At 45.3% G+C, this 16,661-nt stretch carries 16 protein-coding genes; 7 read left to right on the forward strand and 9 right to left on the reverse strand.

The annotated features are described in order from the left end of the window. Complete coding sequence (locus tag BLS03_RS07715) at positions 1–294, forward strand: DUF2007 domain-containing protein (RefSeq protein ID WP_425445104.1); 294 nt, start codon at positions 1–3, stop codon at positions 292–294. Here BLS03_RS07715 and BLS03_RS07720 read toward each other — a convergent pair. The 5 genes from BLS03_RS07720 to topA all read right to left on the reverse strand — a co-directional run bounded on the left by BLS03_RS07720 (position 272) and on the right by topA (position 8,769). Next, entirely contained in the window at positions 272–1,069 is a 798-nt protein-coding gene (locus tag BLS03_RS07720) for an alpha/beta fold hydrolase (protein WP_093271827.1), read from the reverse strand. The genes BLS03_RS07715 and BLS03_RS07720 overlap by 23 nt on opposite strands. Before the next feature lie 211 nt (positions 1,070–1,280). Next, positions 1,281–2,756 carry a glycogen synthase GlgA gene (glgA, locus tag BLS03_RS07725; protein WP_093271831.1) on the reverse strand — a complete coding sequence of 492 codons (1,476 nt, stop codon included), beginning with the start codon at positions 2,754–2,756 and terminating at the stop codon, positions 1,281–1,283. Continuing rightward, positions 2,746–3,963, reverse strand: a complete 1,218-nt coding sequence (gene glgC, locus BLS03_RS07730) for a glucose-1-phosphate adenylyltransferase (RefSeq protein WP_093271834.1) — start codon at positions 3,961–3,963, stop codon at positions 2,746–2,748. The genes glgA and glgC overlap by 11 nt, the downstream gene beginning before the upstream one ends. Before the next feature lie 287 nt (positions 3,964–4,250). Next, a complete protein-coding gene (locus BLS03_RS07735; protein ID WP_093271837.1) occupies positions 4,251–5,945 on the reverse strand; it encodes a GGDEF domain-containing protein in 1,695 nt (564 codons plus the stop codon). 202 nt (positions 5,946–6,147) lie between these two features. Continuing rightward, complete coding sequence (gene topA / locus BLS03_RS07740; RefSeq protein ID WP_093271841.1) at positions 6,148–8,769, reverse strand: type I DNA topoisomerase; 2,622 nt, start codon at positions 8,767–8,769, stop codon at positions 6,148–6,150. Positions 8,770–9,168: 399 nt separating this feature from the next. On the opposite strand from topA, the gene BLS03_RS07745 reads away from it, so the two are divergent. Next, positions 9,169–9,417, forward strand: coding sequence for a YciN family protein (locus BLS03_RS07745; protein ID WP_093271844.1), 249 nt, complete (start codon positions 9,169–9,171; stop codon positions 9,415–9,417). A 63-nt stretch (positions 9,418–9,480) separates the two neighbouring features. On the opposite strand, the gene aroA is transcribed toward BLS03_RS07745, so the two are convergent. Both aroA and BLS03_RS07755 read right to left on the reverse strand, forming a co-directional pair. Further along, positions 9,481–10,764, reverse strand: coding sequence for a 3-phosphoshikimate 1-carboxyvinyltransferase (aroA, locus tag BLS03_RS07750; protein ID WP_093271847.1), 1,284 nt, complete (start codon positions 10,762–10,764; stop codon positions 9,481–9,483). 112 nt (positions 10,765–10,876) lie between these two features. Further along, a complete protein-coding gene (locus BLS03_RS07755; RefSeq protein ID WP_093271849.1) occupies positions 10,877–11,332 on the reverse strand; it encodes an outer membrane lipoprotein in 456 nt (151 codons plus the stop codon). 26 nt (positions 11,333–11,358) lie between these two features. Here BLS03_RS07755 and aat point away from each other — a divergent pair, with 26 nt between their 5' ends. The 3 genes from aat (at position 11,359) to infA (ending at position 13,077) form a co-directional block, all read left to right on the forward strand. Then, positions 11,359–12,084, forward strand: coding sequence for a leucyl/phenylalanyl-tRNA--protein transferase (gene aat, locus BLS03_RS07760; protein WP_093271852.1), 726 nt, complete (start codon positions 11,359–11,361; stop codon positions 12,082–12,084). Next, on the forward strand, positions 12,081–12,779 hold the full coding sequence (locus BLS03_RS07765; RefSeq protein ID WP_093271855.1) for an arginyltransferase: 699 nt from the start codon (positions 12,081–12,083) through the stop codon (positions 12,777–12,779). Before aat ends, BLS03_RS07765 begins: the two co-directional genes overlap by 4 nt. A gap of 79 nt (positions 12,780–12,858) precedes the next feature. Next, on the forward strand, positions 12,859–13,077 hold the full coding sequence (infA, locus tag BLS03_RS07770) for a translation initiation factor IF-1 (protein WP_001040192.1): 219 nt from the start codon (positions 12,859–12,861) through the stop codon (positions 13,075–13,077). A 71-nt stretch (positions 13,078–13,148) separates the two neighbouring features. Here infA and BLS03_RS07775 read toward each other — a convergent pair whose 3' ends face one another. After that, the gene (locus BLS03_RS07775; RefSeq protein WP_093271859.1) at positions 13,149–13,727 is read right to left on the reverse strand and encodes a thymidine kinase; all 579 of its coding nucleotides are present in this window, start codon (positions 13,725–13,727) and stop codon (positions 13,149–13,151) included. A gap of 90 nt (positions 13,728–13,817) precedes the next feature. Further along, positions 13,818–15,203 (reverse strand): cysteine--tRNA ligase, encoded by a 1,386-nt coding sequence (gene cysS / locus BLS03_RS07780; RefSeq protein ID WP_093271861.1) that lies wholly within the window; start codon positions 15,201–15,203, stop codon positions 13,818–13,820. Between the two features lie 201 nt (positions 15,204–15,404). On the opposite strand from cysS, the gene BLS03_RS07785 reads away from it, so the two are divergent. Both BLS03_RS07785 and lpxH read left to right on the forward strand, forming a co-directional pair. Further along, entirely contained in the window at positions 15,405–15,899 is a 495-nt protein-coding gene (locus BLS03_RS07785; protein WP_093271864.1) for a peptidylprolyl isomerase, read from the forward strand. A gap of 41 nt (positions 15,900–15,940) precedes the next feature. After that, the gene (gene lpxH, locus BLS03_RS07790) at positions 15,941–16,654 is read left to right on the forward strand and encodes a UDP-2,3-diacylglucosamine diphosphatase (protein ID WP_093271868.1); all 714 of its coding nucleotides are present in this window, start codon (positions 15,941–15,943) and stop codon (positions 16,652–16,654) included. Positions 16,655–16,661 lie beyond the last annotated feature (7 nt).

The following is a 16,661-nucleotide window of genomic DNA, read 5'->3' on the forward strand; positions in this document are numbered from 1 at the left end:
GTGTGCGGTTTGCTTACATCACAACATATCGATTGCGAAGTGCGCGGCGAGAATCTATTTAGCCTCCAAGGAGAAGTGCCGTTTGACGAAACAACGCTTCCTTACATTTGGCTAAATGAACCTGAACAGTTTCAAGCGGCCAAGCAATTAATCAAAGACTACGACGCCCACCAACACTTTCCAAATGTTGATTGGCGCTGCCATCAATGTGGTGAGATGAATGAAGGTAACTTTGCCGTCTGTTGGCACTGCGGTGAATCCTATCAGCCGATTAGCCGATCTGATTTTGAATAAACTGAATTGAACGTTGGTTGAATTCATCGGGGCGCTCGACATTACACACGTGCCCACAATCCGCAATTTCATGTAATTGACTGAACTTATGCGCTGCAACCATCTCTTTCACAGGTTGGATAAACATGTAGTCCAACTCCCCCATCACATACAGCGTCGGAATCGCCAGATCACTCTCTTTGAAATAGCGCATCAAAGGGTTGACCTCGGACGTAAGCGTGTACCAGCGTTTAAATTCCTTCTGACACAGCTTCTTCGCTTCACGAATAAAAAGCAATCGTGACTGACGCTGATTACGTTGTGGCATGACTATATATGCAAATAACTTGTATAACCACATATAAGGGATGACATGCTTGAAAAGGTCACCTAGGGCCACCAGAACTTGCGAACGGGTGTTAAAACGCGTTACAGCGCCTCCTAGCACCATAGACAGAATTCGCTCCGGTGCAATTTCTGCTGCAGTGCGAACGATAATGGTGCCAAGCGACATCCCCACAAAGTGAGCAGCTTGAATATTGAGGTGATCCATAACATGTAAAATGTCGCGAGATACCGATTGAAAGGTATAGCGTTTCGCAATCAGATCTTTAAGTAATCGATTGGATTTTCCATGACCACGAAGATCGATTAACAGCAAGTTAAAGTGCTGTTTATACGCTTTAACCTGTTTACACCAAATCGAAGAGCTTCCTCCCGCACCATGCACAAACACCACCCACTCCTGACTGGTTGGATGGTAATAGGTTTTGTGAAAAAGCAAAGTGTTTGACATATCGACAAATGGTCCCTGTGTCGCTGGATTCGATTGGCAGCAAGACTAGCATAAGGTGTGAATGAAGGAAGCCGAATTAGATCAAAAAGCCGGTTTTACGTTGACTAACTGACGAACAATTCGGCGTTGCCTGACACACCAAGTAATAAAAAGCTAAGCCGAATAGGCATCAATGTCACCTACATTACCCAGTTTAGCCTCTCCCTCACTCTCAGCGATATATGGTTTCTTTCTCAATGGCGCTTCGATACAGTTCAAGATAATGCTTCGCCGCGCTGCTCCAACAAAAATCTTGTTGCATCGCTCGCTGGCGAAGTTGATTGATCTTCTCAGGTTGCTGCTCAAACAGCAGCAAAGAACTTAGCATAGTGATCAACAATTGCTCTGGACTTGGGTCATAAAAAGCAAACCCCGTCGCTTCAGGTGCGTTTTGGCCGTAATCGATAACGGTGTCTTTCAAGCCGCCAACACTGCGCACAATCGGTAAGGTGCCATAAGCCATGCTATAAATCTGATTGAGACCACACGGCTCAAATTCAGAAGGCATCAGAAAGAAATCCGACCCAGCTTCAACCCAGTGAGCAAGTTCGTTGTCATAAGCTTCGATAAAGCGCAGCTTGTCTGGAAATTGTTCCGCGAGTGCTTTGAGCTTGGTCGCCATGCCAATTTCCCCAGTGCCCACCACCACCATCTGTACATTATGCTCAAGAAATTGGGCCAATATCGGCAATAAATATTGAATGCCTTTCTGGTGAGTCAACCGGCACACCATGCCGTACATAGCGTTAGAGACTTCCGGCAAGCCAAGACGTTGCTGCAGTGCAGCCTTACACGCTTGTTTACCACCGAGCAAGCTATCGAGCTCCTGCGTGTAATTGGCTGGAATCAAAGTATCGGTTGCCGGGTTCCACGTTTGATAATCGCAGCCATTTAGAATGCCGACTAAATCGCCACTACGCTGCTGAAACTCACGCCCCATACCGTGGCTACCAAGTTCGGTTTTGAGCTCTTGAGCATACGTTGGGCTAACCGCAACGATTTTATCCGCAGTCATCACGCCCGCTTTAAGCATCGTGATATGACTGGCGCTGACGGCCGCTTCTGGAACATGTTTGGTATGAAATTCCGGAATACAACGCAGTTCATCGTAACTAAATACCCCTTTGAACACCGCATTGTGCACCGATAAAACACTACGAATGCGATGAAAAAACGAGTTGTCTCGATAGCGCTGACGCAATAAATAGGGAACAAGCCCGGTATGCCAGTCGTTGGAGTGTATGATTTGAGGCTTGAAATTGAGTTTCGGTAACATGTCTAGGCAAGCGGCGCTAAAAAACGCAAACCGTTCGCCGTTATCCATATACGCTTGGTTGTGCTCTGCGTACATTTCTGGCCTATCGAAGTAACGTTCACATTCGATCGCATAGACACAGACCTCACCAAGCGCCAATTGACGCACTCGATACTGCGTATGAGGCCAAAATGTTAGCTCTGTGTCTAACACAACAGGGGCTTCGTGCACGCCTTCAATACGACTGTATGCTGGTATACATAGACGTACATCTTGACCCAACTGCTTCAAACTTTCCGGAAGCGCTCTTGCTACATCGGCAAGACCGCCACTTTTAATTAAACCATCTGCTTCTGACGCAACAAATAGCACCGCTAAGTTGTCAGTAACCAATTTTTGCTCCTTTGGGGATTACCACAATTCCATTGTCAGATACATCATATCGCTGTCTATCTTCAAACTCATTGACTCCGATGCATGTACCTGGTGCGATATCGACATCCTTATCCACGATAACACGTCGAAGCGTACAGCCTGCGCCGATTTTTACACTACCTAAGAAAATACTTTCGCTTATGTCACAATCGGATGCAACGTTGGTGCGAAAACCTAGAACCGATTTCTTGATTTTGGAGCCGCGAATGTAACTACCGTTACACACTAAGCTATCAATAATTTGTACTTTCCCTTGCTCTGAGTCGGTAAAGGTTGCAGGCGGTAGCGGCGGCTGATAGGTATGCAATGGCCATTTGCGATTGTAGAGTGAAAATGGTGCGTCTACTTCAAGTAAGTCCATATGCGCCTGCCAGTAAGAATCAATCGTACCTACATCGCGCCAATAGGTAACCTCTTTCTCTCCTGGAATAAAGTTTTCGCTAAAGTCATACACATACACATCACCACGAGGAAACATTTTAGGAATGATGTTTTTTCCGAAATCATGTGAAGAACCCACATCTTCAGCATCTTCAATTAGCTCCGCAAACAGGGCTGGTGCTTCAAACACATAGTTACCCATCGAGACCAAAGCCACACCAGGCATACCCGGAATCGATTTGGGGTTCGCTGGTTTTTCCTCAAAGCCTATCATTCTCCCTTGCTCATCAACTTCAATGACGCCAAAATCACTCGCCTCAGATGCAGGCATACGAATCGCGGATACGGTGAGTTGAGCCCCTTTGTGCTTATGAAATTCCAGCATTTGGCGAATATCCATTTTATAGATATGGTCTGAACCAAAGATACAAATTTGTTGCGCCTCAGATACTTCCATAAACTGAAGGTTTTGATAAATCGCATCGGCTGTACCTTCATACCAACGTTTACCAGTTCGCATTTGTGCCGGAATTGCATCAATAAATCGGTCGGTGATACCGCTAATATTCCAGCCTTTCTTTAAATGCCGATTGAGAGATTGGGATTTAAATTGGGTAAGCACATAAATGCGCATTAAATCGGCATTCACAAAATTATTGAGCGCGAAATCGATCAAACGATAACTGCCACCAAATGGCACCGAGGGTTTGCTTCTTGAATTTGTCAGTGGACGTAACCTTGAACCTTCACCGCCCGCTAAAATCATACCCAGAACTCCGGCCATATACCCCTCCGCTTTGTTGCAACTGTGAACAAACATACTGAACGTTTTTATTCACTCAGATCACAACCAAAAGCTCTGAGTCACTAGCATGACGCCGACTTGTCGTTTTCGCGCACAAAATAAGCAATCACATGTATATAGATAACGTGATTCCGTATGGGATACAAATTAAATTTATGATTATTTTTTCTATATAGGAATTTGAAAAATAAAGAATATTCTATAGAAACATCACTTAATGCCAGACTAAATAAAAGCAACCATAAGTAAGCAGGTTTTTATAAAAACTAAGCGCGCAACCGTTGACTCGGAGAAGTTGGCTGGATGATATGAACACGTTCTTTGGTTTTGGTTTTCGCAACATACAGTGCGCTGTCAGCCTTGCTTAACGCATCCTGCATCGACATCGATGGCTCGACAATCAATCCGCCCAAGGAAAACGACAGTACAAAGGTGTCATTTGAGTAATGAATTTCGGTTTTAAGCCGCGCAGTCAAAGCTTTTAACGCTTGAACCGAATTAGAGCGAATGAGAATAACGAATTCACCATCGGCCCAGCGACAAGCACAGTCGTATTCACGCAACACTTTCTTAAGCGCCTGAGAAGCAAAACGCAGGCGTTTATCTTGCTCAAGATGCGAGCTAATATCCATGATTTCGACATCTTCCATACCATCAATAGATAACCAAACCAGACCAAAACAACCATTTTCGCGTTTGGCTCTCGCAAGTTCAGCATTGAGCTCTCGCTCCATTCCTGAGCGATTTAACAATCCAGTCAAAGGATCAATCATCGCCAGTTGATCAAGTGTCTCCGTGCGCTCTCGAACCAAAGAATCAAGCGAATGTCTGGAGCGAAACAGTTCACGATCGAGGCAATCAAGCTGATGATGAATATCAGCCACCATGTCGTGGGTATGAGGTGTCTGACTGTCTGGCAGCATGCGTTTGAGGTGGCGATACATATCCGCCATAGGCAGAAAGAAGCGGCGGCTCATGAAGGTGTAGAGCAGCACCGTAAACAATAAAAACATCGCAAAGCTGATTTCACTGAATGATTTTAGGTAGTTGCCATCCAATACCTTATCGATATCGACAAACTTAACCTGATACCAACCCAATTCAGCAATATATTTAATCGAAACAAAGGTGCCCGAGGATTCAAGCGTGACCACCAGAGTTTTGGTCTCTTGCCCCTGCCCCTGCTGCTTCATCGCCCCCATCACAGCATCGTAGCTCTTTTGATCGTGAATAATCTGATGCAACGACTTTTTATTCCTAAGTCTTTTTAAATGATTCACGAAGTCACCCGAGGTAAAGGAAGAGTCAAGTTCGATATCACCACTGTTGTTAACAAAAATGGTCGCCAAACCTGGGTATTGTTTACCAACTAATTTCGGCACCAAAGGTCCCAAGTCAAGAGAAGTACCAATAATACCGAGAAACTCACCGTTATGAATGATCGGCTGTGATATCCAAAGTTTTACCTCATGCAAATCATAGTCATAATCGATGGTTGCACCAAACAAGGTATGATTGACCCGCTGACTAAAATACCAAGACTGATTGGGGTTATTGGGAGATAGGTGGTAGCGCAAATATGACTGTTTTTTGGTGTCATCCTTGCTGCTCATATAAAAAGCCAAGTTCTCATTAAGCGCAATGTAATAGTTGTCTTCTGCGAACTTACCTCTTTGGCTTAACAGCCATTGCTGCGCTTTGCGCTGTTTTTGAGGATCGTTGGCGTCTAATGCCCAGTCAATCACGTTTTCGTTACTGGACAACACCTTAGCAACATCAATTTGTTGGGAAAGTGTCGACAATGCTTTCTCTGAGTCGTACTGAGTCGTTACTTCGCTATACTTCCAAAGTAATTGGTGCACAATATCGTCGACAAGGTGCTTCACTGAAAAGTACATACCGAAACAAAAAACGGCACATAGCATTACAACTACACCGAGTAGCTTAGTTCTAATTGTCATAGTTCCTTCTATACAACCAAATCATCCATTCCCAACAGTGACGATTTTATGCGTCAGAACGATTACTGAAATAAAATAGCATTAATTTATTGTATATTTCATAAAAAAAACCATTGTCCAACAAATAAGAACCTAGTTGCAATGTCTTGAATATAAAAAAAGCGACCCGAGGTCGCTTTTTTGGTTATTTTAGTAAAAAACCTTATGATTTCTTACGCTTATCGGTAACTTCCCATTTGCCATCGATATAAAGCGCAGTCCAACCTGATGGTTTTCCATCAATTTCTGAACGCACGTAGTTCTCTTTCGATTTACGACTAAAGCGAACCACGGTTGGGCGACCATCAGGATCATGAGTCGGCGCTTCCGTAAGGTAGTGGAACTTCGGTGACAAACGCTCTTTAAAGCGAACTAACTCCTCAACTAAAGGAGCACGTGTTTCGCGCGATTTAGGGAAGGTGCTGGCCGCTAAAAACAGCCCTGACGCACCATCACGCAGAACAAAGTACGCATCTGAGTTCTCACACGGTAGTTCAGGCAAATGCACAGGATCTTCTTTTGGAGGCGCAACTTCACCATTTTTCAGAATCTTGCGGGTATTTTTACAATCATCGCTGGTGCAATCCATGTACTTACCGAAACGGCCATTCTTAAGCACCATATCCGAACCACATTTATCACATTCAACAACCGGGCCGTCATAACCTTTCAGCTGGAATTCACCACGTTCAACAATGTAACCATCACAATTCGGGTTATTACCACAAACGTGCAATTTACGCTTATCGTCAATCAGATATGCATCCATCGCCGTTTCACAAATTGGGCAACGCTTTTTAGCACGCAGCGCAGCGGTTTCAACGTCTTCTTCTAGAACGTTAATCACGCCGTCTTCATCACCCAAGTTAATGGTGGTTTTACAACGCTCTTTTGGCGGCAAAGCGTAACCAGAACAGCCAAGGAACACCCCTGTCGATGCAGTGCGAATTCCCATCGGGCGTCCACAGGTTGGACACTCGATATCGGTCATAACAATATGATTTGGTTTCATACCGCCATGTTCTTCGTCCTCTTCAGCCTTGCCTAAATCGGCAGAGAAATCAGTGAAGAAGTTATCGAGTACGGTTTTCCAGTTCGCTTGACCTTCTGCAATTTGGTCAAGTTTCTCTTCCATACGCGCGGTAAAATCGTAGTTCATCAAATCATCAAAGCTATCGCCAAGACGATCGGTAACAATTTCACCCATTTTTTCCGCATAGAAACGGCGCTGATCGACTTTCACATAACCGCGATCTTGAATAGTTGAGATGATCGAAGCGTAAGTCGAAGGACGACCGATGCCACGTTTCTCAAGCTCTTTCACCAATGCCGCTTCCGTAAAGCGCGCTGGCGGTTTGGTAAAGTGCTGTTTAGGTTCGAGATCTTTCAAGCTAACCACATCACCAACCTGAACGGCAGGTAGAATCTGATCTTCATTTTTACCCAGCGGGCGCTGAACGCGAGTCCAACCATCGAATTTCAGAATGCGGCCTTTGGCTTTGAGCGTGAACTCTGCAGCCTTAACACTGACCGTGGTGGAATCGTATTGCGCAGGCGTCATTTGACACGCGACGAACTGATTCCAAATCAAGCTGTAAAGTTTATGCGCATCGGCATCAACGCCTTGTAAATCTTCCGATTTAACGTTGACATCCGATGGACGAATCGCTTCGTGCGCCTCTTGTGCGCCCTCTTTACTGCCATATACATTGGGTTTTGACGGCAGATACGCATCACCGAACTCTGAACCAATATAACCGCGCACGGCATCGACCGCTTCGCTGCTCAAGTTGGTTGAGTCGGTACGCATATAGGTGATGTAACCCGCTTCATACAAGCGCTGCGCCAGCATCATGGTTTTCTTTACGCCATAGCCAAGACGCGTACTCGCCGCCTGCTGCAGTGTCGAGGTGATGAACGGCGCCGAAGGTTTACTTGACGTCGGACGGTCTTCACGCTTGCACACTTCATATTGCGCTTTTTCAAGTACCGCAACCGCAGCTTTAGCTTCCGCTTCGTTGACTGGCTTAAACGCACTGTCATTCTTTTGCGCCACCAGCAAACGAAAATCGCTATTGTCTTGAGTTTTGGTATTAGCGTGAATATCCCAGAATTCTTCTGGAACAAAGGCTTTGATCTCGCGCTCACGCTCAACCAGCAGTTTAACAGCGACCGACTGAACTCGTCCTGCAGATAAGCCACGTGCGACTTTTTTCCACAATAACGGCGATACCATAAAACCAACCACACGGTCCATAAAGCGACGTGCTTGCTGGGCGTTGACGCCATCCATGCTCAGTTCGCCCGGTTTTTTGAACGCCTGTTGGATCGCGTTTTTAGTGATCTCGTTAAACACAACACGTTTATATCGCTCTTCATCGCCACCGATGATCTCACGTAGGTGCCAAGCGATAGCTTCTCCTTCGCGGTCCAAATCGGTTGCGAGATAAACGCTGTCTGCGTCTTGCGCTAATTTTTGTAACTCTGCGACGACTTTTTCTTTTCCTGGCAGAATTTGATAGTTCGCTTCCCAACCATGATAAGGGTCGACACCCATTTTCTTGATCAGAGAGTTGCGGTCTTTCTCTTGTTTAATACGCGCTTTTTCTTCTGCGCTCAGACCTTTTGTTGATACAGCGGCAGCTTTTTTGCCCGAACTTTGGCCGGCAGTTGGCAGATCACGTACGTGGCCTACACTCGACTTTACAATGAAGTCTTTGCCTAAATATTTATTGATGGTTTTTGCCTTGGCTGGCGATTCCACAATAACGAGTGATTTACCCATAATTGACTCAAATGCCCTTAATCACTGTTGCGAATTTAATCGCACAACGTACTTAAAATTAAATTTCTTTTTTTACTATTGAGCGAGAAGACTAGAAGATCAATACCTTTTTTTAAAATGCGCATTGACTGCTCGACAATTGGACGACCCAAATCAAGATTCGAATTATTCTCAAACTCAATATATCGTCTTCATATATCCCGATCCGTTTCGTCGGGTATATCGCGGGCGCTAGAATTCGGCACATACTAAACGTGTCGAGCATAAAACCCACCATAGCGAATCGGTTTTATGCCTTCGATCACAAAAGAAAAACCGCACTCATCATGCCCTAAGTCAATTGAATTTGCCGAAAATCCCCATACAATCGACTCAATTACGAATAATCAGGTATAGACGATGAGCGATAAAAAAACCATTTCAGAATTCGAGTTACTTCTGATTGCGAATCAATTGATTCAAGACCACGATAACTATATAGATGGTATGCACGCGAATAAAGTTGAAGAAAAAGACGATGTCTTAGTCTTTAAAGGTGAATACTTTCTCGATGCTAACGGCTTACCTACCGAAAAAACGACCGCCGTCTTTAATATGTTTAAATATTTGGCTCATCATTTATCAAAAGAGTTCACTTTGCAGCAATAAAACTCGGTGGTGATAAACTCAAAGCAAACTAAAAAGCTTGTCTTTCGACAAGCTTTTTGGCTTTTATTTCACGCTTAACGACGCCAATTTATCAAAATAATCAGGAAACGTTTTTGACGTACATTTCGGGTCATTAATCGTAATTGGCGTATCACTCAGTGCCACCAGCGAAAAACACATCGCCATGCGATGGTCATCGTAGGTATCAATGGTTGCATGCTGCAGTTGGCTTGGAGGCGTAATAATAATGAAATCCTCGCCCTCTTCAACGGTAGCGCCAACTTTGCGTAATTCGGTAGCCATCGCAGCAAGACGATCGGTCTCTTTAACACGCCAGTTGTAGACATTGCGAATCGCAGTGGTGCCTTTGGCGAATAGTGCCGTAGTTGCAATCGTCATCGCGGCATCTGGAATGTGGTTAAAATCGAGGTCGACTGCGTTTAACTCACCAGCGCGAGCGGTGATGTAATTGCTGCCCCATTCGATTTCTGCGCCCATCTTTTCAAGTGCATCAGCAAATTGAATGTCACCTTGAATACTGTCTTTGCCAATCCCTGTCACCTTGATTTCACCGCCTTTGATAGCCGCTGCAGCAAGGAAGTAGGAAGCAGATGACGCGTCGCCTTCGACTAAAAACTCACCCGGAGCGACATATTGCTGACCACCTTTGACGACAAATTGTTTGTAGTCTCGGTTTTCAACAGTGACGCCAAATTGCGCCATGATGTGCAGCGTAATATCAATATAAGGTTTAGACACCAAATCACCGGCAATATTGATGGTGGTTTGCGCTTCACATAGCGGAGCAGACATCAAAAATGCAGTTAAAAACTGGCTCGAGATAGAGCCGTCAATCGACACTTCTCCACCTTTAAGCCCGGTCCCTAAAATACGCAGTGGTGGATAGTTTTCGTTTTCCAAGTACTCAATTTGCGCTCCAGCTTGACGAAGCGCATCGACTAAATGGCCAATCGGGCGCTCTTTCATGCGCGGCTCGCCAGTGAGTACAAACTCGCCTTGGCCCAAACATAGCGCCGCCGCTAATGGACGCATTGCAGTGCCGGCGTTACCCAAGAACAGTTCGAGTGACTCAGACGCGTGAAACGCGCCGCCAATGCCTTGTACTTCACATTCAGTTTTGTCGGCAGACAAACGATAAGCGACACCAAGTTTTGTGAGCGCATTAAGCATGTGACGAATATCATCACTATCAAGCAAATTGGTTAACTTGGTGGTTCCTTTCGCCAGCGCCGCAAGTAATAAGGCGCGATTTGATACACTTTTTGAGCCCGGCAAATTGACTTCGCCATTGACTTTATTAATTGGTTGTAAGGTCAGGCTTTCCATTAATGTTGTGTTTCCTTGGCTGCTGCAAATCCTATCATGCAGCAACGACTTATTTTTCGTATTTGCAGCCTATCTAAATTCGGTGCTGAACACCACCCCAAAATTGAGCCAGTTAATAGGTTTTATCCACTCTAACGCCATCATCAAAATAAAGGATGCGAACATCGTCGCCGCGCTCAAACAACATGTTTGGATCAACATCTTGCATTACATCGACTAATTTGCCGTCTTTGGTTTTAATCAGCAGCTCAACCAACTTGTATTCCACACGGTAAACTTGGTTCTCATGTTGGTGCGCGAGGCTTCCCCCTGCAATGGCCCCTACTGCAGTCGCAAGCTCTTTTCCTGAACCGCCGCCAAACTGATGCCCGACCACACCGCCAACTACCGCGCCAAGTAAGGTTTCCCAACCGTGACTCTTAGATTGCACAATTTCATGCTGTGTGACATAGCGAATGGAATCAACCTCACCAAAAATAACCTCATTAACCGGTCTTGCTTGATTGCGTTGATATGCAGCATTGGCAACGAGCGGAAAAATCACTAATATCCATAGCCACTTTTTCATTCAAAAACTCCTTCATGTGTTGAATTATGTCGATATATATCACCGAGCTCGATTCACGTTTCTTGGATTTTCCATCGCCGCATGAGGCACTTGAAGAACCCAATGGATTACTCGCCTTTGGCGGTGATTTAAAACCACAGCGAATCTTGGCCGCTTATCATCAAGGCATTTTCCCTTGGTATGGTCCGGGCGATCCGATTTTGTGGTGGAGCCCAGCGCCGCGCGCGGTATTTAATCCTAAGACATTTAAACCAGCAAAAAGTCTAAAAAAATTTCAAAAAAAACAACAATATTTGGTTACTATCAACCAAGCAACAGACCGTGTTATTGAGCTCTGCGCGGCCACTCGCAGCGCCGAAGAAACCTGGCTCAATACCGAGATGCGCGCGGCTTATCAAGATTTAGCCCGTCAAGGACATTGCCACTCGGTGGAAGTTTGGGACCACGAAAAACAGCTGATTGGCGGTCTGTATGGTCTTTCGGTTGGGCGACTCTTTTGTGGTGAATCGATGTTCAGCCTTAGCCCCAACACCTCGAAAATTGCGTTATGGTATTTTTGCCACCACTTCAATCAATGTGGTGGTCAACTGATTGATTGCCAAGTGATGAACCCGCACCTTGCCTCACTCGGCGCGACAGAGCTTAAGCGTGAAGATTTTCTTCAATCCCTGCTATCTTTAAGAGAACAGCGTGTTGATTCACACTGCTTCCATCGTCAAACTTTGTCGTTATCAGATCAGGAACCTCAATGAGCATCGAACTCCAGCATATTAGAATCGGTCTGACCACCAATCATCCATGCAGTTATCTTGCGAATCAAGAAGAACGCGTTGCTGTTGCACTCGACCCACAAATGCACAGCTCATCCAGTTATGAAGTGCTGCTTGCTAACGGTTTTCGCCGCAGCGGTGATACCATTTACAAACCGCACTGCAGTGACTGCCAAGCCTGTGAAGCCATTCGTCTATCGATTCCTGACGTGCAATTAAGCCGTAGCCAAAAACGGATTAAAAACAAAGCCAGTATGCTCTCTTGGGTGATGAAAGACAGCATGGACAAAGACTGGTTTGAGCTGTACTCGCGCTATATTGAAGTACGCCATAAAGATGGCTCTATGTATCCACCTAAACGCATGGAGTTTGACCAATTTTCGCAAAGTTCTTGGCTGAATACTCAATTTTTGCACATCTATGATCAGCAAACCTTAGTCGCTATCGCCGTAACAGATGTGATGTCTAACTCGGCCAGTGCTTTCTATACCTTCTATGACCCAGACCATGCAATATCCATGGGCACCGCTGCGGTACTATTCCAAATCGAGTATTGTCAGCAACAAGGTAAGCAGTGGCTTTACCTTGGGTATCAAATTGACGAATGTCCTGCGATGAACTACAAAGTGCGTTTTCAACGCCATCAAAGGCTAGTAAATCAGCGTTGGCAAGGGTAGAATACGCCCAACTTTACATAATTCCATTTTATCGGCATTATTGGCCGGCTAAAATTGCCCATTTTTAAAAGAGGATTAAATGGCTAAAGAAGACGTAATTGAGATGCAAGGCACTGTCCTTGATACTCTTCCAAACACTATGTTCCGTGTTGAGCTAGAAAACGGCCACGTGGTTACTGCTCACATCTCTGGTAAAATGCGTAAGAACTACATCCGCATTCTGACTGGCGACAAAGTCACAGTAGAGATGACACCATACGATCTATCTAAAGGTCGCATCGTCTTCCGTGCTCGTTAATTTTTAATTCTCGAACACAAACAAAAAACGGAGCTTATGCTCCGTTTTTTGTTGCTGCGACAATCAGCAATCTATTTACTAAGCGCTAATTTATAGTGCTCTCGGCACACCGAAACGTAGCGTTCATTACCACCAATAGCAACTTGATCACCTTCTTTGATCGGGTTACCCGCTTCATCAGTGCGGATCACCATGTTGGCCTTGCGACCACAGTGACACACGGTTTTTAGCTCAATGAGTTTATCAGCCCATGCCAATAGATACTGACTACCTTCAAACAACTCGCCCATGAAATCTGTTCTTAGGCCGTAACAAAGTACTGGAATACCTAACTTGTCGACCACTTCAGTAAGCTGGTACACCTGCTGTTTGGATAAAAACTGGCATTCATCAATCAAGATACAGTGCAGTGTCTGCTGTTGGTGCAGAGCTTCAATCGCGGCAAACATGTCGGTTTCTGAGCCAAACAGATGGGCGTCCGATTCAAGACCAATTCGTGAAGCGACTTTACCCACCCCAAAACGGTCATCAACGGCGGCCGTGAAGATCACCGGATTCATGCCCCGCTCTTGGTAGTTAAAAGACGATTGCAGCAGAGTGGTGGATTTACCGGCGTTCATTGCCGAGTAATAGAAATACATCTGAGCCACGAGAACAGTTCCTAAATAATGTAAGTGACAACAAAGAAAAAGGGCTGTGCAAGCAGCCCTTCCTTTTACTTAATAACTAACATGACGCGATTAACCGCGGCGCCAAGTGGTCCCTTGCGGACCATCTTCCAACACAATGCCCATCTCGGTCAGTTTGTCGCGAGCCATGTCGGCATTTGCCCAATCCTTCGCAGCGCGCGAATCATTACGCAGTTTGATCAAGGCTTCAATTTCAGCCACATCATCATCTTCGCCGCTGGCACCACCTTGTAAAAAGGCTTCTGGATCTTGGTGTAAAATACCAATCACATCGGCAAGTTGACGTAAGCGAGCCCCCAAACCATTGGCTTGAGCTAAGTCATCGCCTTTAATGCGGTTCACTTCACGCGCCAAATCAAACAGCACGGAGTAAGCCTCTGGAGTATTGAAGTCATCGTTCATCGCTTGATTGAAACGACTAACAAACTCTTCACCACCTGCAGGTTCAACAGAGGTATCCAAACCTCTTAGCGCCGTATATAAACGTTCTAAAGAAGCTCGAGCTTGGTTGAGGTTCTCTTCGCTGTAGTTTAATTGGCTGCGATAGTGACCTGACATCAAAAAGTAACGTACGGTTTCTGCATCGTAATGTGCGAGTACGTCACGAATGGTAAAGAAGTTGCCCAATGATTTAGACATTTTTTCTTTGTCCACCATCACCATACCGCTGTGCATCCAAGTGTTGACGTACTGGGTATCGTGCGCGCAGCAAGACTGTGCGATTTCGTTTTCATGGTGCGGGAACTGCAAATCTGAGCCACCGCCGTGAATGTCAAAATGGTCGCCTAAAATTGAAGAGTTCATTGCGGAACATTCGATGTGCCAACCAGGACGTCCTGCGCCCCATGGAGAATCCCATGTTGGCTCACCCGGTTTGGACATTTTCCACACCACGAAATCCAGTGGGCTACGTTTGGCGGTTTCGACATCCACTCGAGCACCCGCTTGCAACTGATCCAAATCTTGTTTAGAGAGCTTGCCGTATTCGTCAAATTTGCTGACTTCAAACATCACATCGCCGTTGTCAGCCACGTAAGCAAACCCACGCTCGATCAGCTTTTCAACCAATTCAATAATTTCTGCAATGAATTGAGTTGCACGCGGCTCAACATCCGGACGCTTCATATTTAGAGCATCGAAATCCGCGTGCATTTCTGCGATTAAACGCTCAGTCAGTGATTCACAGCTTTCGCCGTTTTCCGCCGCGCGCTTGATGATTTTGTCGTCAATATCGGTGATGTTACGCACAAAGGTTAAGTCGTAACCAAGGAAGCGCAGGTAACGCGAAACAACGTCAAACGAAACAAAGGTGCGTCCGTGACCGATATGACAGAGATCGTAAATGGTCACACCACACACGTACATGCCAACTTTGCCAGCATGAATGGGTTTAAATTCCTCTTTTTGTCTCGTCAGGGTGTTATATATCTTAAGCATGATCTCTGTCTGATATTTGATAGTAAAAATTGTCGGCTAGTATACCAAGTTGCAGGCGCTTAGTAAGCCCCAAAGCAGGGGAAAAACAAGCATAAACCACCAATGCCAACTCCCAGAGATCACTTTTCGCATATAAAAATCGCTAAAGTTGATATAGAATCTCAACTTCAACTCTAAATCCGTTAAATAAAGGTAATAATCATGATCACCCTTCACACAAATTTTGGTGACATCAAAATTCAGCTTAACGAAGAAAAAGCGCCAGAGACAAGCGCCAACTTCCTGCAATACTGTCGTGATGGTTTCTATGACAATACCCTATTCCACCGTGTTATTGATGGTTTCATGGTTCAAGGTGGTGGCATGGAATCGGGTCTTCGCGAAAAAGCCTCTCGCGCGCCAATCAAGAACGAAGCGAACAATGGCTTAAGCAACAAAGTCGGCACTTTAGCGATGGCTCGTACTATGGAACCGCATTCAGCGAGCTCGCAATTCTTCATCAACGTCAACGACAACACTTTCCTAGATTTTCGCTCAGAAAGCCTTGATGGTTGGGGCTACTGCGTATTCGGTGAAGTGGTTGAAGGCATGGACGTGGTTAACAAGATCAAATCTGTTGATACTGGTTCTATGGGCATGCACCAAGATGTACCACTAGAAGAAGTGGTTATCACTGGCACCAGCATCGAAGAGTAATTCTATGGAGCGCGCATTGCGCGCTCTTGTTTTGGAATATTATGACCACACTGTTTATATCTGATCTGCATCTCACCCCTTCTGCTCCTGAAATCACCGCCTGTTTTATCCGTTTTATGCGTGAAGAAGCCATTCATGCTGACGCCCTATATGTGCTTGGTGATCTGTTTGAATTTTGGATTGGTGACGACGACAATTCGCCTTTTGCGAGCGAAATAAAGCGCGAGTTTAAAACCCTCACTCAAGCTGGCGTACGATGTTATTTCACCCAAGGCAACCGCGACTTTTTGGTCGGTAAACGTTTTGCAAAACAAACTGGCGTAACGCTGCTCGGCGATGAAACCGTCATTGATCTTTACGGACAAAAAGCGGTCATCTTGCATGGCGATACCCTGTGTACCGATGATGTGCAGTATCTGGCGTTTCGCGAAAAAGTTCATCGGCCTTGGTTGCAGTGGTTGTTTAACCGCATTCCCTTTACCTTCAAAAAGAAAATTGTTGCCAAAGTCCAGACTGACATCAGTCAAAATAAGAGTATGAAATCCATGGACATCATGGATGTGACGCAAGCTGAAGTCGAAGCGGTGATGAATAAATACCAGGTAGACTTAATGATCCACGGCCATACTCATCGACCGAATATTCACGTGTTTGATTCAAGAAAACGCATCGTACTCGGAGACTGGTATGAACAAGGCTCGGTGTTGGTTTGCACGGCTAATCAGTTAGATCTACAAACTCGTCCGTTTATTTAATACTTAA

This window comes from Vibrio xiamenensis, from assembly GCF_900100015.1.
In the GTDB taxonomy this organism is placed as follows: Bacteria; Pseudomonadota; Gammaproteobacteria; order Enterobacterales; family Vibrionaceae; genus Vibrio; species Vibrio xiamenensis.

What these genes read in the sequence shown, in the direction of transcription:
- BLS03_RS07720 (WP_093271827.1), bottom strand. Translation starts at nt 1,069, where the DNA reads ATGTCAAACACTTTGCTTTTTCACAAAACCTATTACCATCCAACCAGT.
- glgC (WP_093271834.1), bottom strand. Translation starts at nt 3,963, where the DNA reads ATGGCCGGAGTTCTGGGTATGATTTTAGCGGGCGGTGAAGGTTCAAGG.
- BLS03_RS07735 (WP_093271837.1), bottom strand. Translation starts at nt 5,945, where the DNA reads ATGACAATTAGAACTAAGCTACTCGGTGTAGTTGTAATGCTATGTGCC.
- topA (WP_093271841.1), bottom strand. Translation starts at nt 8,769, where the DNA reads ATGGGTAAATCACTCGTTATTGTGGAATCGCCAGCCAAGGCAAAAACC.
- BLS03_RS07745 (WP_093271844.1), top strand. Translation starts at nt 9,169, where the DNA reads ATGAGCGATAAAAAAACCATTTCAGAATTCGAGTTACTTCTGATTGCG.
- aroA (WP_093271847.1), bottom strand. Translation starts at nt 10,764, where the DNA reads ATGGAAAGCCTGACCTTACAACCAATTAATAAAGTCAATGGCGAAGTC.
- BLS03_RS07755 (WP_093271849.1), bottom strand. Translation starts at nt 11,332, where the DNA reads ATGAAAAAGTGGCTATGGATATTAGTGATTTTTCCGCTCGTTGCCAAT.
- aat (WP_093271852.1), top strand. Translation starts at nt 11,359, where the DNA reads ATGTCGATATATATCACCGAGCTCGATTCACGTTTCTTGGATTTTCCA.
- BLS03_RS07765 (WP_093271855.1), top strand. Translation starts at nt 12,081, where the DNA reads ATGAGCATCGAACTCCAGCATATTAGAATCGGTCTGACCACCAATCAT.
- infA (WP_001040192.1), top strand. Translation starts at nt 12,859, where the DNA reads ATGGCTAAAGAAGACGTAATTGAGATGCAAGGCACTGTCCTTGATACT.
- cysS (WP_093271861.1), bottom strand. Translation starts at nt 15,203, where the DNA reads ATGCTTAAGATATATAACACCCTGACGAGACAAAAAGAGGAATTTAAA.
- BLS03_RS07785 (WP_093271864.1), top strand. Translation starts at nt 15,405, where the DNA reads ATGATCACCCTTCACACAAATTTTGGTGACATCAAAATTCAGCTTAAC.
- lpxH (WP_093271868.1), top strand. Translation starts at nt 15,941, where the DNA reads ATGACCACACTGTTTATATCTGATCTGCATCTCACCCCTTCTGCTCCT.